Annotated in this window: 18 protein-coding genes; 7 read left to right on the forward strand and 11 right to left on the reverse strand. The window is 55.3% G+C overall.

The genetic code is table 11. The features are described 5' to 3' along the window. Positions 1-435: 435 nt before the first annotated feature. The 3 genes from fliT to fliD are packed head-to-tail and all read right to left on the reverse strand — an operon-like array spanning position 436 to position 2,681. The gene (gene fliT, locus PGR79_RS20995) at positions 436-843 is read right to left on the reverse strand and encodes a flagella biosynthesis regulatory protein FliT (protein WP_113374245.1); all 408 of its coding nucleotides are present in this window, start codon (positions 841-843) and stop codon (positions 436-438) included. Continuing rightward, on the reverse strand, positions 843-1,253 hold the full coding sequence (fliS, locus tag PGR79_RS21000; protein ID WP_015704959.1) for a flagellar export chaperone FliS: 411 nt from the start codon (positions 1,251-1,253) through the stop codon (positions 843-845). Before fliS ends, fliT begins: the two co-directional genes overlap by 1 nt. Before the next feature lie 24 nt (positions 1,254-1,277). Then, on the reverse strand, positions 1,278-2,681 hold the full coding sequence (gene fliD / locus PGR79_RS21005; RefSeq protein WP_113374244.1) for a flagellar filament capping protein FliD: 1,404 nt from the start codon (positions 2,679-2,681) through the stop codon (positions 1,278-1,280). Between fliD and PGR79_RS21010 the strand changes: the two genes are divergently transcribed. The 3 genes from PGR79_RS21010 to PGR79_RS21020 all read left to right on the forward strand — a co-directional run bounded on the left by PGR79_RS21010 (position 2,675) and on the right by PGR79_RS21020 (position 5,180). Continuing rightward, positions 2,675-2,920, forward strand: a complete 246-nt coding sequence (locus PGR79_RS21010) for a hypothetical protein (protein WP_015367282.1) — start codon at positions 2,675-2,677, stop codon at positions 2,918-2,920. The genes fliD and PGR79_RS21010 overlap by 7 nt on opposite strands. A gap of 43 nt (positions 2,921-2,963) precedes the next feature. Then, entirely contained in the window at positions 2,964-4,259 is a 1,296-nt protein-coding gene (locus tag PGR79_RS21015) for a flagellin FliC (protein ID WP_045360105.1), read from the forward strand. Between the two features lie 198 nt (positions 4,260-4,457). After that, positions 4,458-5,180: an RNA polymerase sigma factor FliA gene (locus PGR79_RS21020; RefSeq protein WP_113374243.1), complete on the forward strand. Its 723-nt coding sequence runs from the start codon at positions 4,458-4,460 to the stop codon at positions 5,178-5,180. A gap of 30 nt (positions 5,181-5,210) precedes the next feature. Here the strand turns inward: PGR79_RS21020 and PGR79_RS21025 are convergent, their stop codons facing one another. From PGR79_RS21025 to PGR79_RS21040, 4 genes are all read right to left on the reverse strand, one after another. After that, positions 5,211-6,380: a TieB gene (locus PGR79_RS21025; RefSeq protein WP_113374242.1), complete on the reverse strand. Its 1,170-nt coding sequence runs from the start codon at positions 6,378-6,380 to the stop codon at positions 5,211-5,213. A 28-nt stretch (positions 6,381-6,408) separates the two neighbouring features. Beyond that, positions 6,409-8,631 carry a TonB-dependent receptor domain-containing protein gene (locus PGR79_RS21030; RefSeq protein ID WP_113374241.1) on the reverse strand — a complete coding sequence of 741 codons (2,223 nt, stop codon included), beginning with the start codon at positions 8,629-8,631 and terminating at the stop codon, positions 6,409-6,411. Between the two features lie 169 nt (positions 8,632-8,800). Continuing rightward, positions 8,801-9,592 (reverse strand): energy transducer TonB, encoded by a 792-nt coding sequence (locus PGR79_RS21035; RefSeq protein WP_411325413.1) that lies wholly within the window; start codon positions 9,590-9,592, stop codon positions 8,801-8,803. Further along, the gene (locus PGR79_RS21040) at positions 9,589-10,452 is read right to left on the reverse strand and encodes a ChaN family lipoprotein (RefSeq protein WP_113374239.1); all 864 of its coding nucleotides are present in this window, start codon (positions 10,450-10,452) and stop codon (positions 9,589-9,591) included. The genes PGR79_RS21035 and PGR79_RS21040 overlap by 4 nt, the downstream gene beginning before the upstream one ends. Positions 10,453-10,872: 420 nt before the next feature. On the opposite strand from PGR79_RS21040, the gene PGR79_RS21045 reads away from it, so the two are divergent. Genes PGR79_RS21045 through PGR79_RS21055 form a run of 3 tightly spaced genes read left to right on the forward strand, consistent with a single transcriptional unit; the run spans position 10,873 to position 14,517 of the window. After that, positions 10,873-11,889 carry an iron ABC transporter substrate-binding protein gene (locus PGR79_RS21045; protein ID WP_113374238.1) on the forward strand — a complete coding sequence of 339 codons (1,017 nt, stop codon included), beginning with the start codon at positions 10,873-10,875 and terminating at the stop codon, positions 11,887-11,889. A 23-nt stretch (positions 11,890-11,912) separates the two neighbouring features. After that, positions 11,913-13,487 (forward strand): ABC transporter permease, encoded by a 1,575-nt coding sequence (locus PGR79_RS21050; RefSeq protein WP_271032320.1) that lies wholly within the window; start codon positions 11,913-11,915, stop codon positions 13,485-13,487. 1 nt (position 13,488) lies between these two features. Next, complete coding sequence (locus PGR79_RS21055) at positions 13,489-14,517, forward strand: ABC transporter ATP-binding protein (protein ID WP_113374236.1); 1,029 nt, start codon at positions 13,489-13,491, stop codon at positions 14,515-14,517. A gap of 202 nt (positions 14,518-14,719) precedes the next feature. On the opposite strand, the gene PGR79_RS21060 is transcribed toward PGR79_RS21055, so the two are convergent. Then, a complete protein-coding gene (locus PGR79_RS21060) occupies positions 14,720-15,553 on the reverse strand; it encodes a helix-turn-helix transcriptional regulator (RefSeq protein ID WP_087858062.1) in 834 nt (277 codons plus the stop codon). 259 nt (positions 15,554-15,812) lie between these two features. On the opposite strand from PGR79_RS21060, the gene PGR79_RS21065 reads away from it, so the two are divergent. After that, a complete protein-coding gene (locus PGR79_RS21065; protein WP_087858061.1) occupies positions 15,813-16,580 on the forward strand; it encodes a phytanoyl-CoA dioxygenase family protein in 768 nt (255 codons plus the stop codon). 13 nt (positions 16,581-16,593) lie between these two features. On the opposite strand, the gene PGR79_RS21070 is transcribed toward PGR79_RS21065, so the two are convergent. The 3 genes from PGR79_RS21070 to PGR79_RS21080 are packed head-to-tail and all read right to left on the reverse strand — an operon-like array spanning position 16,594 to position 20,089. Then, positions 16,594-16,935: a PTS fructose-like transporter subunit IIB gene (locus tag PGR79_RS21070; protein ID WP_113374235.1), complete on the reverse strand. Its 342-nt coding sequence runs from the start codon at positions 16,933-16,935 to the stop codon at positions 16,594-16,596. A 15-nt stretch (positions 16,936-16,950) separates the two neighbouring features. Further along, positions 16,951-17,826: a [formate-C-acetyltransferase]-activating enzyme gene (locus PGR79_RS21075; protein ID WP_113374234.1), complete on the reverse strand. Its 876-nt coding sequence runs from the start codon at positions 17,824-17,826 to the stop codon at positions 16,951-16,953. Further along, on the reverse strand, positions 17,792-20,089 hold the full coding sequence (locus PGR79_RS21080; RefSeq protein WP_113374233.1) for a formate C-acetyltransferase: 2,298 nt from the start codon (positions 20,087-20,089) through the stop codon (positions 17,792-17,794). Before PGR79_RS21080 ends, PGR79_RS21075 begins: the two co-directional genes overlap by 35 nt. Positions 20,090-20,121 lie beyond the last annotated feature (32 nt).

Below are 20,121 nucleotides of genomic sequence, written 5' to 3' on the forward strand. Positions count from 1 at the left end.
GGCTTTTAAGGCATGTCTTATCTACTTGAAAATTAAGCGATTGCTTATTGTGATTTCATATATGGTATTGCCTATTTGTATTCCTTTTACCGTTGATGAAACACCTTTAAGAGCCAACGCAGGGGCACTCATTTCCCGAAGAATACATCCATGTTTTATCCCGTGAGTAATATCATATTAACCCGGTAAAGATAACACAGAATATTTTGCAGGCATATTTCCCTAAACTTGTGAGTTGTTTGTTTTAGCTGGCAGGATGTTTAGGGTATTTAATTGATGAATGTATGAAGCGTAAATGAAATAATTGATTATATATTATTGCTTATTCACTCCTGTAAAATCCGCCGATGGCTTACCAGGCAACACTCTGCATTGCCCTGGTGAGACCCATCATGCGCTTCCTGGCCGGAATATCAGGCTGTGAGGCTGTTGTTGTTATTGTAATTCTTCGCTTTTGCTCTTGATGGCGACCACATTATCGGACTGCAGTTCGCCAAGCAGGAGCGAGCGATCGTCGAACTGGCCGTAAGCGGTGTTGACCGCGTTCTGGCGAGTGGATTGATCGATCAGCGTTTTTAATTGCTCCATCCGCTGCTGCAACAGCCCTTTCAGTGCCCCTTCGTTGTCGATAATCTGCTGCAACTTAGCGTTGAGCATCTCTTGCAGAGCCAGCGATGGCCCCGCTTTGCCGGTAAATTCGGCAGTTTTCTCAACCGCCGTCACGTAGGCAAACTGCATTTCCACCAGCGCTTCCCATTGCCCGGCGCGCGCCAGGGCAATCATCTGACTGCTCAGGGTATGGATCTGCTGATAGGCGGCTAAAAGCTGCTGTTGGCGTTCCATCACAATGTACCCTGAGCAGGTTGATAGTTTGGCCCAATTTGCCGCCAGGCATCGGCGATATTCTCCAGCAGCTTGACCACTTCGACGATCGCCGCTTCGTCATTATGCAGGTTGGCCTGCATCAGGCGTCGCTTCATATAATCGTACAGCGCCGCCAGATTATCGGCGATTTCGCCACCTTGCTGGTGGTCGAGGCCGCTTTTCAACCCGTTGTCGATGATGTTGATAGCCTTCGACAGCGCCAGGCCTTTACCGGCGATATCACCCTGATTCATCAGGATGCGTGCGCGAAGCAGGGCGTTAAGCGCCCCGTCGAACAACATTACGATTAACTGGTGCGGACTGGCGCTCATCGCGCTGCTTTCCAGACTGACCTGTGCGTAGGCTTGCGTGCCGCTACGGTTATACATGCTGTTTCATTACCTGATTAAGGGTTACTGGGACGAGAACTGCTGTTGTAAGTAGTTACCCGTGCTGCTCAGCTTGGACATCATGGTATCCAACTGAACAAACTGTTGTTTATAGCGATCGATAGTGTTCTGGATGCTATCGGAAACGGTGTCGATCTGGATATTCAGGCGATCGAGATTGGTGTTGATGCTTTTGGTCGAGTTCTCGATGATGCCGCCCGCTTTAATATAGTTCTGGATTTCATTATGGATTTCGGTGGCCATCCCGGTGTCTTTACCGTTGCCGGCGAAGAAGTTGGCGACCTGATCCGGTTTCTCGTCGAGCGCTTTATTGAGTTTCGTGCTGTCGACTTCAAGCTTGCCGGTTTTGGGATTGGTTGAGATCCCGAGGTTACCAAGGCCTTTCAGCTCCGGGTTGTCCTGAGCGGCGCTGAGCGCGCTTTTAATCGAAGACTGAATGCCGCGCAGGGTGTTATCGCCCAGCAGCGCGCCGTTCTTGGCGCTTTGCGCTTCACCGCTTTTCACCGGGGTGTATTTGGTCAGCGAGCCGAAGGTGTCGAGCAGCGAATTGTAGTTATCGACCCACTCTTTGATTTTGTCGGCGGTGCCGCTCTTATCAATACCTATCACCAGGTTTTGCGGTTCGCCGGCTTTGGTGGTGGTTTTCAGGTCGATGGTGACGCCCTGCAGCGCATCGGCAATCGAGTTGGTGCTGCGCTTAATTTTGGTGCCGTTGACGATAATCTCCGCATCCTGCCCGGCGACGGTTTGCTTCATCGCGCCGCTTTTGCTGCTGCTGTCATAGTTGAGGATGGCGCCGAGTTTATCGTCGTTATTCACCTGCACCGACACGGTGTTTTTCTCGCCGGTGGTGGAGGAGCTCAGCGCCAGCTGATAGTCATTGTCGCCGACGCGCATGATGCTGGCGGTGACGCCGGCTTTAGCGCCGTTGATGGCATCGCGCATCTCCAGCAGCGAGGTCTGGTCGTCGCTCAGCGGAATCGTGGTCTCTTTCGGCGGATTACCGGCGGTGATCGTAATGGAGCGATTGCTATTGCCGGCGGTACCCAGTTTTTCCTGCTGATCGGTAATCGTCGCCTGGGTGGTCAGGGTTTGCGGCTGCGCCAGCTTCTGCACTTCAACGCTATAGTTGCCCGGCACCGCCTTATTGGTGGTGGTGATGGTGAACTGGTCGTGCTTGGTGGCGGTGGTGCTGTTGAAAAACTCCGGCTTGGCCAGCTCCTTGCTCAGGTTATCGAATTTTTCCAGCGAGCTTTTTAACGTGCCGTAAGCCGTTAGCTGCGCGTTATAGCTGGTTTGCTGAGTGGTATACGGCGTCAGGCGCTGTTGTTCCGCCTTGCTGAGTTTGTCCAGTAAACCGTTGAGGTCGAGTCCTGAGCCGATGCCTAAGGAACTGATCGATGCCATTGGTGTTTCTCCTTACTAATGACGTTATTCGCTTATTGCGTTATCGGCCCAGTGGAGAAAAAGTTTACCGAAAAAGTGAAAAAGGCGATGGCGTAATAGAAGAGGGAAAAAGCGCGTTATTTTCGCCATTGGCGGAGGGGCAAAAATTTTTCAAAAAATGGCTAAAGGTTGCAGAGGATACGTCGATACCAGAAGGGACGGTGGTTGACGCCGTGGGCAAGCAAGCCCGAACCTTTTAACCACGTTGCACTGAACGCAACTGACTCGTAAGGAATGCATATAATGGCACAAGTAATTAATACCAACAGCCTGTCGCTGATGGCGCAAAACAACCTGAACAAATCCCAGTCTTCCCTGGGCACGGCGATTGAGCGTCTGTCTTCCGGTCTGCGCATCAACAGCGCCAAGGACGATGCCGCGGGTCAGGCGATCTCCAACCGTTTTACCGCTAACATCAAAGGCCTGACTCAGGCTTCCCGTAACGCTAACGACGGTATCTCCCTGGCGCAGACCACCGAAGGCGCGCTGAACGAAGTTAACGATAACCTGCAGAACATCCGTCGTCTGACCGTACAGTCGCAGAACGGTTCTAACTCCGCAAGCGACCTGCAGTCCATCCAGGATGAAATCTCCCAGCGTCTGTCAGAAATCAACCGTATCTCCGAACAGACCGATTTCAACGGCGTTAAAGTCCTGAGCGGCGACCAGAAGCTGACCATCCAGGTCGGCGCCAACGACGGCGAAACTATCGATATCGATCTGAAAGATATCAATGCGAAGACTCTGGGCCTGGATAAGTTCAGCGTGGCTAATCAGATGAATACTAACAATGTTGGTGCTACAGCGTTAACTAAGGTCGATGTAACTGGTGCGCCAACTATGTCTGATAGTGAAACGACTGCTCCTAATGAAATTGATGGCAAATTGTATTCATACAACAATGGTACAACTACTAAGTACTTTGTTCAGTCTAAAGATGGCTCAGAACGCTACAGCGCAACTTTAGGTGCCGATGGCAAAGTTACTTTCTCTTCTAAAACCGACGAGAAAGCAACTATTCAAACTGATATCGATCTTGGTGATAAGAAAATCAATACACTGTCAACTGTAAAAACTGGAGAAGTAGCAGTAACTTCAGGCCTCAAAGCCGGTGAAGAATTACGTACTTTTAAAGATGAAAAAGGTAATGACGGTTATGTTGTTAAAAGCACTGATGCTGATGGGAAGGTGTCTTATGCAAAAGCTACGATTGATGCTGATGGTAAAGTGAGCAAAGGTGCCCAGCTATCTACCCAAGCTAAAACAGCTGATCCTCTCTCAGTTTTAGACAACGCCCTGTCCCAGGTTGACCAACTGCGCTCCTCCCTGGGTGCGGTACAGAACCGTTTCGATTCTGTTATCAACAACCTGAACAGCACCGTTAACAACCTGTCCGCTTCCCAGTCCCGTATTCAGGATGCTGACTACGCGACCGAAGTGTCCAACATGAGCCGCGCGAACATCCTGCAGCAGGCGGGTACCTCCGTGCTGGCGCAGGCTAACCAGTCGACTCAGAACGTCCTGTCTCTGCTGCGTTAATCGCACGCCTGATTACTGTCGCATCGCAACCCCGCTTCGGCGGGGTTTTTGCTTTATGCCATAGCCACCCGGCGCAAAACGGCGCAACGGCGGAGCATGTCGTAAATAGAGACGCTTTTATGCGGTTTTTCCGGCGATTGGCATTTTTGCCCCTGCGCATAATAGCGCTGACTCTCTTATCCGCAGGTTTCAGAAATAGTGAGCGATTTGTATACCGCCGAAGGCGTGATGGACAAAAATTCCCTCTGGCTGCGCTACGTTCCGTTAGTGCGGCACGAGGCGTTACGCCTGCAGGTCAGGCTGCCCGCGAGCGTCGAGCTTGACGATCTGCTGCAGGCCGGGGGAATCGGGTTGTTGAACGCCATCGAGCGTTACGACTCGCTACAGGGAACGGCCTTTACCACCTATGCGGTGCAACGTATCCGCGGCGCAATGCTCGATGAACTGCGTAGCCGCGATTGGGTGCCGCGCAGCGTGCGGCGTAACGCCCGCGAAGTCGCCCAGGCGATGCAGAAGCTGGAACAGCAGCTGGGCCGCCCGGCCACGGAAAGCGAACTCGCGCAGACGTTGGGTATCACCCTTGCCGAGTACCGACAAATCCTGCTGGATACCAATAACAGCCAGCTGTTCTCCTATGACGAATGGCGGGAAGAGCAGGGCGAGAATGCCGAACGACTACTGGAAGGGCATGAAGAGGCCAATCCGTTGCATCATCTGCTGGAAGGCAGCCTGCGCCAGCGGGTCATCGAGGCGATTGAAGCCTTGCCGGAACGCGAAAAAATGGTCCTCACCCTCTACTACCAGGAAGAGCTAAACCTTAAAGAGATTGGCGCGGTGCTGGAGGTGGGAGAATCCCGCGTCAGCCAGCTACACAGCCAGGCGATTAAGCGCCTGCGCGCGAAGCTGGCCAACGAAGGCTAATAACCACCTGCCGGGCAGGTGGTTAGCGGATTACGATTTACGCAAATCAATGCGCAGAATGCGCTCCTTCGCCCCTTCGACAAATACCTCAGGATCCCACTCGCGATTGAACCCTTCTTTAATGCCGACGTACAGGGTATCCATGTCCGGCGACAACACCATTTGATTAGGATAAACCGGGGTGCGGAATTCATGTGTCACGCGCCAGGTTTTGCCGTCCACGACGCTAATGGTGCCGCTGGTGAAATTACTCACGTACAGCTCGTTATATTTCGGATTGAAACGCACCGCGTTGGCGCCGACGCCGGTACGCACGTAACCCAGCGATTTGCCGTCTTTCAGATCGAAAATATACAGGCCGTCGTGCGGGCCGCTGCGATCGTCGTGATCGAAGGCGACGACGAAAATACGCCCTGAGTCGGAATCGACGATCAGGTTTTGCGCGCTGGCCAACTGCGGCGCGTTAAGCGGGATGGTACGGACAACTTGCTGGGTTCTGGCATCGATCTCGTTGATATAGTCGCGGCCGCCAACGTAGATCTTCTGCGTCTTTTCATCCAGCGTCAGGCCGTAGGCGGTGCCGCGATAGGCGCCTTTGACTTCCCCTTTCAGCTGCAACGTCGTGCCGTCGAGCATCAACAATTTATGCAGCGGACGCATCCCGTCCTGGGTTTTCAGCATATGGCTGTAGCTGACAAATAACAGGTTAGCGGCGTGGCTGTATACCATATGCCGCAGATGTTCGAAGCGCGCATCGGCGGCGCCGTCGGTAGTGAAGCTCAGGCGCGGGCTGGTGCGGATGATTTTACCGCTGGCGGCGTCGAACAGACTAATACGCAGCGAAGCCGCCTGGGTATGGCCGACGTAAAGCACGCGCGCCGGCTGATTCATCGCCAGCGAGAAGGCTCGCCTGGGCATATCATAGCGCTGGATAACCTGCAGGGTGGCCGGATTAAAGGCGTAGAGATAACCTTTATTGGCCGCGCGGTTAACCCGGTCGGTCGCCGCGGCGAATAGCAGGTTGTCGCCATTATCGAACGCCAGCTCATAAACCCCTTCGTTGGCTTCCTGCAGATAATTGGTTTTCATCGCAAAGCGCGACGCTTCCCGCGGCGGTGGATCGATGGCGAAAGCCGGGTGGGGGAGCAGGGCGGCGAGCAGCAGCGAAGCCAGCGGTTTTATCAAGTTGTGATTAGGCATGATGGTTATCCTTGTTGATAAATAGGGATCAGAACTGGATTTCGCCGCCGAAAATATAGGTGCGGCCGCGGGCGGTGGTGTTAACAGAGGCGCCCTCTTTGGCGTTATCGAGACTCTGGTTCATACGGTTTAGCGCTTCGGAGTAGTCACGATTCGTCACGTTCTGCACGCTAAAGCGCAGCAGTACGTTATCGGTCATCTGCCAGCTGCTATAGAGGTCGATAATGGTCGGGATATTCGGCATGCTCTCTTTAGGCACCGTGTTGGTGTCGAGGCTAATGCCTTCGGTACTCAGGCGTTTTGATTTACCGGTGAATTTCACCAGGCTGCCGACGGTGAGTTTGCGATCGAACAGGCGCCCGCCCACATCCACCGTGGCGTAGCTGCTGGGAAGATCGCTAAGGTCGCTATAGGCGAAGCTATAGACCGTACTGGCAATAGAGGTGGGCTGATCGGTACGCTGCTTGCTCCATGACACATTGGCGTAGGCAAAACCGATGTCGTATCCGGCTTCAATCTCATAGCCCTCGGTGGTCACCGGCGAGGTGACGTTAACCGAGATATTGGCGTTGAAATCCGGTGAAGCATTGGCGACATCTTTACACAGCCCGCCGTTACTGCACAGCAGGAAGGATTCGCTGGTGATGTAATCTTTAATCCGCGAGCGGTAGGTCAGAGCTTTCAGATGCAGGCTATCCTGCTCGCTCAATAACCCTTGTTTGATAACGTTAAAACCGGCCTCCCAGGTCTCGGCTTTTTCCGGCTTCAGGAACGGGTTCATCGATGCGCCGCCCTCGTTGGCGAAGAACACTTCCTGAACGTTCGGCGCGCGCGATGAACGGCTCCAGCTGACGAACGGCTGCAGCCATGGCGTCACCTGCGCGGAGAAGGTCGCCGAGGGATTAAAACCGTTATCTTTGACGTTGAGTTGGGTTGCCCCTTGCGGGAAGCATTTTTCGTTATCTGCACAGGCCGGTTTATAGCCCTGTACCCGGCTACGGGTATAGTTAAGATTAAGATCGAGCTGATAAATATCCTTGTTTAATGTCAGCCCGCTATAGAGCGAGGCGATCTTCTGTTTGCCCGCCGGGGCAAAGGCGTTATGGTCGGTCTCGGTATCCTGCACGAAGCGGCGGGAATAGCGGGTATCCATTAATTTACCGCCGAGCTGGAAAGCGGCATACAGATCGTCGGTAATACGAAAACGGCTGGTGTTGTTCATATCCAGCGCGTTGGACTTATTGGTGGTCGAGGAGTCGTTAAAGTTATACAGCGACTCCGGTTTATATGACTGATTGCCGCGGCTGGTGCTAGCTAATACATTGAACTCGACCAGTTCATTGAGCGGCGCATAGTTATAGCGCAGATAGTAGTCGTCGCTGCTAATATCGCGACGGGTAAAGCTGTTGCGGTAATTACGCCCGGAAAACTCGAAGCGGTTAAATTGATCGACGTTGAAATTGATTTTATACAGCTGCGAGCGCGGCTCCTGGCGCAGATATTTATTATCTTCGCCGATAAACTCTTCGCTGCTGCGTCCGCCGCCGTTTTTATAGGTCGCATAGGTGCGGGTGCCGCTGATGCCGAGTAGCGCGCCAAGGCCGCCGCCGTTATCGAAGGCGTCGGTTTTGCCAGCTACCGTTACCATACCGGTGCGGCCGAGTCCGTTATCGCCCACGGAAAAACGCGACAGCAGGCCGACCTGATGCCCCGGTTTTAACACATCATCGATACCGATCGTGCGCAGGTTGGCGCTGCCCGCCAGCGCGTTGACGCCTTGCGAACCGGCGCTGTTGCCGCGGGTGATATCCACTTCGGCCAGGAAGTTGGGGTCAAGCGGCACCCCGGCGGCGGTATTCGCCCCGCCGTGATAGTTAGCCGGCGCCATGCCGAAGAAGGTCTGGGTGACGCCATCCACCATGGTATTTACCCGGCCCAGCCCGTTCATACCGCGAATATTGACGCTGATGGTGCCCTGCAGCGGGTCGATTTGCGTATAGGTGCCCGCCATGCTGCGCAGCGAGGCATCGAGGTTTTGCAGATTCTTATTGAGCGTTCGCGAACTGTAGGCGCCGGGACGGGTATAGCTCTCCTCTGAGGAGCCGACCTGGCCGGTATTTTCCGCCAGCGGGTTATCGGTAATGGTGATAGGAGAGAAAACCGATTCTCCTTCGCTTTCGGCGGCGAAAGCCTGGCCGTTGACGATAAGTAGCCCGGTGACGAGCACCGTGATTATTTGTGATTTTTCCATAATCCAATCCTGAGGTAATAAATAGTTAACGCACAAAAAGGGCAGCAGCGTGCATCGCGCTTATTGCTAAGTGCGATGACACATTGCCCAAAATAAAAAATTATTAGCGGTCAGTGACCGTTATAAATAACGTCCGGGTTGCCTGAATAAATAACAGGGAACCTGGGGTTTATATTTTTAATAAGCCGAATTCCACCGGCAGGGTGACCTTATTTATACCGTTACGCAGCAGCTCTTTTGGCGGCGGCGGAAGCGGACGCGCATTTTCCAGCGCCATCAGCGCGGCGCGATCCAGCGAATGGGTCCCTGATGAGTTTGCCAACTGCGATTGCAATACCTCGCCGCGTTCGTTGACGCTGAAGGTAATAATGACGGTACCGGTACGTTTACGGCGGCGCGCATCTTCCGGATAGTGGCGCATTTTGTTGATTTTGCCTTTCACCAGCGATTCCCAACTGATCTTGTTGTGGCTCAGGCGCGCGGCATCGCTATCGAGCGGCGCGGTGGTGCGCTGAGTAAGGACGGCAGGCGCCGGGGGCGCGGCGAAGCTGGTGATGGTTGAATTGCCCTTTTCCTCTTGCTGCTGGCGGCGGGACTGTTTTTTAACCTCGATTTTCTTTTTCCGCTGCGGTTCGGGTTTGCTGGCGGACAGCTTTATTTGCGCATTGTCGTGAATATGTAGCTTCGGCGCCTCTTTCACCGCGGCTGTTTCCTGCTCGGTCATCGCCTCGACTTTGCGCTGCTGGGTGACGCCCGGCGGCAGCTCGGGATGAATAAATGACACTTCCAGTTCCGGCGCGTACTCCACCATCACCGAGGCAGGGGGCGCGGCATCCGGCGGCGAGGCGAAGTGAATGATAAAAGGCACGGCCAGCGCCAGGTGGCCAAGCACGCTTGCCGTTGTCCCTGCCAACCAGCGGGGACGCGATGCTATCAATGGCGTGGAGAGAGGGATATTCATTTTTCTGCCGCTACCGACCAGACATAATCAGCCTGCTTCGCCGTCGGCGTGGCGCCGTCGGTGGTCAGCAGTAAGACCAGCGGTTTTTCTGCCTTGAGATCGGCCAGATGCAGCGGTACGCCAATATCTTTCGCCGCATGATAACCGCCGGCAATTAACAGCGCAGGGCGCGGCGCGGCTTTCATTTGCATCGCCATCAGGCGATCGCGCTGCTGTTGGATAGCGAGCATAGAGGTAACCTGCTCGCCATCGATTTGCCCGTTATGCATCAGAAAGATAATGGCCGATAGCGATTCATGTACCTGCGGGCTGTTGGAAAGTGCTCCGCGGGGAAACGTGGGATGTTGATAAATATCGCTCACCTGCTGGCGGCTGAGGTTAGCTGCCAGCAGCGGATAAGGCGCTTGCAGCGCGGTCATTACGACATCGCGATAAAGCGCCCACGGCCAGCCCGGATTCCAGCGCAGCGTTTCCGCTGCGCGAGTGGCGGAAACGGTCGTCCCGCTGAGGCTGGCCTGCTTGACCCGATTAACCGCCTCCTGCTGGCTTAGGTCGATCATCTCCATCAGTACGCTGCCCTGCGGGCGAAGGGTGTTAAGGTTCTGCAGCAGCCAGCGCTCAATCTGGTGATGCTGGGTGTTGGTATGTTCTTCGCCGACAATAACCAGCGGCGCCTGAGCGAGTTGGTTCAGCAATTGTTGCGGCGTCAGGGAGCGTCCGCTGGCGGTATCGCGAATATCCGCCTGCTCTACCAGCGCGCGCTCGCCGGCAGGGGAGAGGGGATAAACCGGGCTGTGACAGGCGCTCATGAGCAACGCGCAGCCTATAACCAGAGTGTTTAAAAGGGTTTCCTTAAACATAAAATATCCATTTTCGGCTTTTTAGTCGTCTTTTCTTCGTATCTTGCTGCTGGAATAGGATGATATGTGATATTGAGAATGATTATCAAGATCATTCTCATTTAAAATTATTGGTAAGAGTGATGGTTTCACCCGGCAAACAGCTGTCCGTTGCCGTGTCGTGGGTAGAATCTGTGAAGACGATCAAGATTTTAAACAGCGATAATATTTAAAGCTGCTGGCTTAATGTTGTCTTAATGTTTGTTTCAGTCGCGCGTCGAAATAAGCATTTTGTCATCAGGAAATTCTAATTGGCGGTGTTTTTCACTTTTTTAAAATGATGGTAATTGTTTTCATTATCATTCACATTCCTCTGTGATTTAATCCGTGCCAACCCGGTTTCTCCACGGCTTTTCGACTACCCATACTAAGGATTAGCTTATGAATTTCCGCTTATCGGCATATTGCGCGGCGATGCTCGCTGCTTCGGCTCTGATTACCGCTCCGCAGGTTATGGCGGCTGACAATGGCGACGGCATTGTGGTGTATAACGCCCAGCATGAAAACCTGGTGAAATCCTGGGTTGACGGCTTTACCAAAGAAACCGGTATTAAAGTCACGCTGCGCAACGGCGACGATAGCGAATTGGGTAATCAACTGGTGCAGGAGGGGTCAGCCTCGCCGGCGGATGTCTTCCTGACTGAAAACTCGCCTTCAATGGTGCTGGTTGATAACGCCAAACTGTTTGCGCCGCTGGATGCCGCAACGCTGAATCAGGTCGCGCCGCAGTATCGTCCTGAGCACGGCCGCTGGATTGGCATTGCTGCCCGCAGCACCGTTTTCGTCTATAACCCGGCGAAAATCAGCGAATCTCAGCTGCCGCATTCGCTGATGGACCTGGCGAAACCTGAGTGGAAAGGGCGCTGGGCCGCCTCTCCATCGGGCGCAGACTTCCAGGCCATCGTTAGCGCCATGCTGGCGTTGAAGGGCGAAAAAGCGACGCTCGACTGGCTGAAGGCGATGAAAACGAACTTCGTGGCCTACAAAGGCAACAGCACGGTAATGAAAGCTGTCAACGCCGGACAAATCGACGGCGGGGTGATCTACCACTATTACCGCTTTGTCGACCAGGCGAAAACCGGCGAGAACAGCAAAAACACCAGGCTGTATTACTTTAAAAACCAGGATCCGGGCGCTTTCGTGAGTATCTCCGGCGGCGGCGTACTGGCGTCCAGCAAACATAAAGAGCAGGCGCAGGCGTTTATCAAATGGATTACCGGCAAGCAGGGTCAGGATGAGCTGCGTACCAATAATGCCTTCGAATATGCGGTGGGCGTGAATGCCGCCTCTAACCCGAAACTGACGCCGCTGAAAGAGCTGGACGCGCCGAAGGTTGAGCCATCAACGCTGAATAGCAAAAAAGTGATCGACCTGATGACCCAGGCTGGCCTGCTGTAATTTGATGCTGAAGTGATTTATCTATGTCTGTCCTGAGTCTGGTACTCGGAAAGAAAACAGGACGCCTGCCCGAGCGCAGGCGTCCTGCATTTCCGATGGTTGCCTTAGCTGTACTGTTTTCTGTAATGGCGTTACTGCCCTTAGGTTTTGTGGCCGCGGTGGGGATTGAGACCGGCTGGCCGACTATTAAAGCCCTGGTGTTTCGCCCGCGGGTGGCCGAACTGCTCAGCAATACGCTGTGGCTGACGCTGCTGGCGGTGCCCATCTGCATCACGCTTGGCGTGGCGGTGGCCTGGCTTACTGAACGCACCGCGCTTGCCGGGCGTCAGCTGTGGTCGGCGCTGGCGGTCGCGCCGCTGGCTATCCCGGCATTTGTCCAGAGCTATGCCTGGGTTAGCGCGGTTCCCTCGCTGCACGGCCTGTCCGCCGGGGTGTTCCTTTCGGTGCTGGCCTACTATCCCTTTATCTACATGCCGGTGGCGGCGGTGCTTCGTCGTCTCGACCCGACTCTGGAAGATGTTGCCGCCTCGTTGGGCACGCCGCCGTGGAAGGTTTTCTTCCGCGTGGTGCTGCCGCAACTGCGGTTGGCTATCTGCGGCGGCGCGCTGCTGGTGGCGCTGCATCTGCTGGCGGAATATGGCCTGTATGTGATGATTCGCTTCGATACCTTCACCACCGCCATTTATGACCAGTTCCAGTCCACCTTTAGCGGACCGGCGGCGAATATGTTGGCAGGGGTACTGGCGCTGTGCTGCCTGGCTATCCTGCTACTGGAGAGCCTCTCGCGCGGCAAAGCGCGTTATGCGCGCATCGGCGCCGGCGCGGCGCGAGAACAGAAGCGTCGTCCTCTGGGCAACGTGGCCGCATGGGGCGCGCAACTGCTGCTGTTGACGCTGGTGATGCTGGCGATGGGCGTCCCGCTGCTGGTGCTGTGCCGCTGGCTATGGCTTGGCGGTGTGGAGAACTGGCTGCATGCCGATCTTTGGCATTCGCTGCGCCAGACCCTGCTACTGGGAGCGGGCGGCGCGCTGCTGACCACTGCTTGCGCGATTCCTATCGCCTGGCTCGGCGTGCGTTATCCGCGCCGGCTGTTCCGCCTGCTGGAAGGCTGTAATTACATCACCAGCTCACTGCCGGGCATCGTCACCGCGCTGGCGCTGGTGACGGTCACCATCCACTATGCCCGTCCGGTGTATCAGACCGAAGTGACGCTGTTCCTCGCTTACCTGCTGATGTTTATGCCGCGAGCGCTGATTAACCTGCGCGCCGGTATCGCCCAGGCGCCGGTTGAGCTGGAAAACGTCGCCCGTAGCCTTGGGCGCAGCCCGGCTCGCGCCTTATGGAGCGTTACCATGCGGTTGGCCGCGCCGGGAGCGGCCGCTGGCGCCGCGTTGGTGTTTCTTGGCGTGAGCAACGAGCTCACCGCGACGTTGCTGCTATCGCCGTTAGGCACCCGCACGCTGTCGACCGGTTTTTGGGCGTTGACCAGCGAGATCGACTACGTCGCCGCGGCGCCCTATGCGATGCTGATGATCGTGATTTCGCTGCCGCTGACAGCGGTTCTTTATGTGCAGTCGAAAAAAATTGCAGGGTTGTAACATGCTGGAATTGTCCTCTATCTCGAAATCCTTCGCCGACGCGCTGGTGCTTGATAACCTTAATCTGACCGTGGCGCCGGGAAGCCGTACCGCCATTGTCGGCCCGTCGGGTTCCGGTAAAACCACGCTGCTGCGGATTCTTGCTGGTTTTGAAACCCCGGATAACGGGCGAATCGTTCTGCAGGGCAACACCCTGTTTGCCGAAGGCGTGTTTGTGCCGGCGCATCAGCGCGGGATCGGTTTCGTGCCGCAGGAAGGGGCGCTGTTCCCCCATCTTAACGTCGCGGACAATATTGCCTGGGGGCTGGATTGTAACCGGGAAGAGAAACGCCGTCGGGTCGCTGCGCTGATGGAGATGGTGGCGTTAGATTCGACATTAGCGAACCACTGGCCGCATGAAATTTCCGGCGGCCAGCAGCAGCGGGTTGCGCTGGCGCGCGCGTTGGCCCAGCGGCCATCGCTGATGTTACTGGATGAACCTTTCTCGGCGCTGGATACCGGGCTGCGGGCGGCAACGCGTAAAGCCACCGCCGACCTGCTGGCCGAGGCTGGCGTAGCGTCGATTCTGGTCACTCACGATCAGACGGAGGCGCTGTCGTTTGCAAGCCAGGTCGCGGTGATGCGGCAGGGGCGTTTTACTCAGGTAGGAACCCCGTTCGAGGTCTATTCGCGCCCGGTTGACGAGGCCACCGCGCTGTTTCTTGGCGATGCGCTGGTGCTCGACGCCGAGCTCACGGAGGGGCGCGCGCGTTGCGCCATCGGCGAGTTACCGACTGACAATCCTCACGCCAGCGGCCGCGGACGCGTAATGCTGCGCCCGGAGCAACTGCGGGTGTCGCCGTGCGCGCCGCAGGAGAGCGCCTTTCGCATCGTAGATGTCGATTTCGCCGGCCATATCTCGACGCTGACGGTGACGGTAGCGGGGCAATCAATGCCGCTGGTGCTGAAAACCGTCAGCCAGGCCGCCTGGCAAACAGGCGCTCCGGTTCGCCTGGAGATTATTGGCCAGGCGCGGATATTTTGCGCATAGCGGTGAAAAGGTGAACGTTCAGCCGGGATAAAAATTGATTTGGCGCGGAGATACGTTAATTAGCTGCTGATGTAGCACATTGTGCTAATTACACTTCCAGCGAACGCTTTAGTATCCGCGCCACTGATCTCGTCGCCATGGAGTGGTAGGTCGTTGGAATAATTCCGCGAGGTCAGTCCATTCTTATTTCCCCTGGGGATGATTATCGTTGCTGCGCGCTACGGCAGTGCCGACGATATTCCGAGGGTGAACGTTCAGTATTACGTTTAAACACCCGGCAAAAATAGTTGCTATCGATAAAGCCGCAATTATGCGCAATTTCTTTTACTTTTAAATCATAACCGCGTAATAGTTGCTTGGCTTTTTCCAGCCGCACGGCGGTTAGATATTCATTAAAGCCCACCGAGCCTGACTTCTGAAATATATGCGAAAGATAGTTCGGGGTAATATGAAAGCGTCTGGCCACCGATTCTCGGGTCAGCGGCTGGCTTAGATTTTCTTGTAGATAATCCTGAACGGCTAAAAACAGATCGCGGCTGCGGCTAACGCGCATTTCCAGCCCGACTAGTTGTTCAAGGCAGTGGCTTAACAGCGCGGAAACTACCAGCCGGGCGGTTATTGGGTCAGGCTGCAGGCAGACCTCATTCAACGCCAGCAGCAGATAGGAGCCAACGCGGGGGCCCAGCCTGGCGACGTTTTGCTTTTCAGTATGTAGTGTTTTACCGTCCCAGCGCTGGAGGCAAAAGCCGAGCTTTTGGCGGCCGAATAAAATGCTGAGCGTGGCCGCCGGGCCGGTCCACTCGGGTAGCGTCCACTTTCCCGCCTGTACGTAGAGTACCTGGGATGTGGCTAAGACCGCCGCGGATAGCGGCAGCCCCTGTTCATGAAGCTCGCCTTCAAGGACAATCTCCAGGCGCGGGAAGGGCACCTTCAGCGCCAGCGCCGGAACGGGAATATCCGGCTCCGGAAAGCGGACCTGCAGCCTATCTTTTTGATTAACTAAACGATTTAGTATGCCCGCCAGATCATCAATCATCCTGTCGACCCCGAGTTAAAATTATCTCGTTGATTATAATCTTTTTTATCCTGATGTTCCGCCTTACGGCGCGTTACGGATGCATTATTAAATGGGTGAATATTTTCGACGAATTCACCCGCCGTCAATTATTGATAATGCTCACATTTTTGTGGCTGGCGTACGGATATCCAGTTTTTCGTAGTTTTTCCTTCCTGCCTGGTCGTTGTCCGCATCGTAGAGTTTGATTGTGTTATCTAAAAGTTAAAAGGAAGGCAATATGGACTCACAATCAACGGTTCATCTGGCTGCGCTTGGCGCGACCCAGACGCTAAGCGACCAAATGAAACATGAACTTGATACGCTTGGCTATACCGTGGTGCACAACGTCGTTGATCCTCAGTGGCTGAACGAGATGCGCGAGCGCATTGACGCGCTGGTGGAACGTGAAGGCGAGAATCTGGCGATGGAACACCATCAGGAGGCGACGGCGACGCGTATTGCCAACCTCATCAACAAGGGTGTTATCTGGGAAAAGGTGTGGTCACATCCGCTCATTCTTTCCGCCTGTCGTTATATTTTTAATGGCGCGTTTAAGGTTTCCAGCCTTAATGCCCGCGAGGCGCTGTATAACGGTGGTCATCAACCGCTGCACGCCGACTGGAAAAAGCCGCGAGTAGACTTCCCGAAAGTGCATCTGGTCAATACGATATGGGCTATTGATGATTTGAGCGCCGCCAACGGGGCGCCGAGGATTATTCCGGCGACCCATCTGCGCCCGGAGCTGCCGGAAGAGGTTTTGGCGGATCCCGAAAAGACGCATCCTGATGAAATTGTTTTTGCCGCGCCGGCCGGCAGCGTAATGATTTATAACGCGCATGCCTGGCACGGCGGCACCCGCAATCGTGAAGGCAGCAGAAGGCGCGTGCTTCATGGCTTATATATTGACCGTGCTGATACCGCGCAGCAGGACCAGCAGCGCTGGCTGACGCCGGAAACGGCGAGCCGCCTGACGCCCGCGCAAAAGTGGTTGCTCGACGTGCAATAAGCGCCGTGGCCGGTCAGGGAATTTCCAGGTAAACGACCGGCTTTTTCATAATGCTATTAACGGCTTTGACAATCTGCTGTGGCTGCAACAGGAATGTGGTGATACTGGTTTTAATGGTACGGAGTCCGTTAAAGCGCTGAGCGCCATCGATTTCGATATCGGTTACCAGTAACACCACCGTGGCGCGGGCAATATCCTCTTCGCTAATTCGGTTTTCCACGCCGAGCGCGCCCTGGGTTTCCACTTTCAGAGACCATTTTTCATGGTGACCGACTTTTTCCAGCAGCTCGGCTGCCATATAGGTATGTGCAACCCCGCTCACGCAGGCGGTCACGGCGACAATGTTGAAGTCCATAACATCCTCCAGGCGTTAACCGCCGATAGTGACGTGATATCCTGCAGCTTCAGCCAGCGCTTGATAAGGATGAATATCCGCCTCTCGGGGAGCGTTGACGCCGGCCAGCGGCCAGCTTTTACCCAGCAGACGGTATTTCGCCTCACCATATTGATGAAACGGCAACAGGTGAATCTCCGTCAGACCGAACGGCACGAGGAAATTTAAGATCTGCTTAAAATTCTCCGTGTTCATCGTGTAGCCAGGGATCAGCGGCACGCGCGGGATAAGATTCATTTTGCGGCTGGCCAACTGACGAAAGTTGTCCAGTACCCGCGGCTGATTCATCTGCAGTAGTGAATGGGCCCGCTCGCTATTCATGATTTTCAAATCAAACAGTATTTCGTCACAGGCTTCGGCGACCGGGAGGAAACGGTTAAAGGCGCAGTCGCCTGCGGTTTCGATAGCGGTGTGGATCCCCCACTGGCGCAGATGCTGGAGGAAACTGGCAGCAAATCCGGCCTGCATCAGTACTTCGCCACCTGATAGGGTGACGCCGCCGCCGGATGCCCGGAAGAAGACCTCGTCCTTAAGCACCTCGCGCAGCAGAGCATCGAGCGTGACATCCCGGCCTATCTGCTCCCATGCGCCGGAGGGACACTCAGCGACATCCTGCAGGCAGCGCGTGCAGCGCAGGCATTTACTCTCCCGGCGCAGGGTTTCAATCTTTGGCGAGATCGATTCAGGATTGGCGCACCACGGGCAGGTATGAGGGCAACCTTTGAAAAATACCACCGTGCGGATGCCTTGTCCGTCATTAAGCGAGTAGCGTTGAAGGTTAAAAATGCGCGCCGTATCGGCGCGCGTTTCGATGACCTCACAGCTGATGCGCGGTGCGGCGGATAATGTCATCCTGTATCTCCTTCGACAGCTCAACAAAGAAGGCGCTGTAGCCCGCGACGCGCACCACCAGGCCTGCGAAGTCCTGCGGCCGCTGCTGCGCTTCACGCAGGGTGTCGGCGTTGACCACGTTAAACTGGATGTGCTGCAGCTTGAGCTTGCAGAAGGCCTGTAAAAAGTCTGCCAGTTTGTTCAGGCCGCCATCTCCGGCAAGCGTTGCCGGGGTGAATTTGACATTCAGCAACGTACCGTTCGACAGCAGATAGTTATCCAGTTTGCTGACCGATTTCAGCACCGCCGTCGGCCCCTGAGCATCCTGTCCAACCATTGGCGACAGGCCGCCGTCCGCCAGCTGTTCGCCAGCCAGTCGACCGTCCGGCGTCGCGCCGACGACCGAGCCCAGCGGCACATGCGCGGAGACGGTATAGGAGCCAGGGGTAAAATGGCCGCCGCGAGGGTTCAGATACCGTTCTACCTCTTTACAGTAAAAACGCAGCAGATCGGCGCTAATATTATCGACTTCGTCGATATCGTTGCCGTATTTCTCGTAACGGTTGATCAAGCGGGCGCGGATTTTTTCTCCTTCCGGCGTGCGGAAGTTGGCTTTTAGCACCGCCATCAGCTCGGCAAAACTGAGGCGCTGTTGCTCGAAGACCATGCCCTTCAGCGCGTGCAGCGAATCGCTCAGGTTAGCGATTCCGATGCCCTGAACGCCGGAGAAGTTATAGCGCGCGCCGCCTGCGGTGATATCTTTGCCGTGCTGCACGCAATCTTCGATAAAGGATGACAGCAGGGGCACCGGAGCCCAGTCGCGGTGTCCGATATCGCAAATGTTGCTGCCCTCGACCATCAGCTTGATGTAATAGCGGATTTTGTCGCGGATTTGGCTAATGAGGCCGTCCCAGCTGACATCGGGCTGCTGTTCATTTTCCTGCAGCACAATTTCCATCACCTTCAGCAGATTAAACATCGCGATATCGTGCAGGCCGTAGGTACGCCCCGGAATAGAGAGCTCCACGCAGCCGACCACCGCGTAATCGCGGGCATCTTCCAGCGACACGCCGCGGTTGAGGAAGGCCGGGACGACCACCTCATCGTTGAAAATCTGCGGGATCCCGGTGCCCAGGCGAATGGTCTCAGCGGTTTTGCGCAGGAACGGGCGATCTATTAGTTCATTGACCCGTACTCCCAGATTCGGCTGCGGTAGCTGCACATTCTGGTAAGCATCGAGAGAAAGAAAGGACAGTACGTTTACCGCACTACGCCCGGTTTCCGTCAGTCCGCCAAGCAGGGCGGTGTAACCGGTAGGGAAACCTGCGAAATAGCGCGCGCTGCTGGAAGATCGCAGCAGAACGATATCGTTGCATTTTACCCACAGCGACTCCAGCAGCTCCTTGAGATAAGCGGGATCCTGACCCTGAGTCAGCGACGCCTGATAAAAAGGCAGCATGTACTGGTCAAAGCGTCCGAGCGAAATCGAGCTGGCGTTGGATTCATACTGCAAAATAATGTTCATATACCAGAACAGCTGGCAGGCCTGGGCAAAATCCTGCGGCCGATGCTGCGCGTTATGGCGTGAGGTCGCGGCGATGGTTGCCAGCTCCCGCTGACGCTGGGCATTCGCGCAGTTCGCGGCCATCTCTTCCGCCAGCGCGGCGTAGCGCAAAATATGGCGCTGAGAGGCTTCAAGTAAGATCAGGACAGCCTGATAAAAGTGGTTATCAGGCTGCCGGGCGCAGTGTGATTTCAGCTCGGCGATCAGCGCATCAAGGCCATGATTCAGCAGCCGCGGATAGTCGATAATAATATGGCCCTGGCCTTTATCCGTCTGGTTAACGCTGAAAATCTGCGTGCTGATAGCAGCCTTTACTTCCTCGGTCATTTGACCATTGATGAAATCTTTCATTGAGCGCTTTTCCCAGTAAGGGAACAGCGTTTCGCGGTAAATTCGTTTATCTTCTTCGCTTATCGCGAAGCGGTCCTGCGGGCGGGTCGGGAAGGCGTCGAGTTCGTTGAGCAGCCAGTAGGGATCCATCTCCGGCGATATAATTCCCGCACGTGGTTTAACGGTGCGGTTGCCGGCAATCAGTTCATCATCACGAATCGAAATGGCCACCTTGTCGAGGATCCACGCCGTGGCTTTCGCCCGGCGGATAATCACCGGCTCGCCCTCCGTCAGCCGATGGCTGGCGGTATAAAGCAATGCGCGTTCAAGGGAGATTTCGCGCGGCTGGGCGAACAGGCTGGTTTTCAGGCGTTGCGTACGATTCGTCATGACAAACTCCGTGTTGTGGCGAAGAGGCGCGT

Source organism: Klebsiella sp. 141161, assembly GCF_050600815.1.
In the GTDB taxonomy this organism is placed as follows: domain Bacteria; phylum Pseudomonadota; class Gammaproteobacteria; order Enterobacterales; family Enterobacteriaceae; genus Klebsiella; species Klebsiella aerogenes.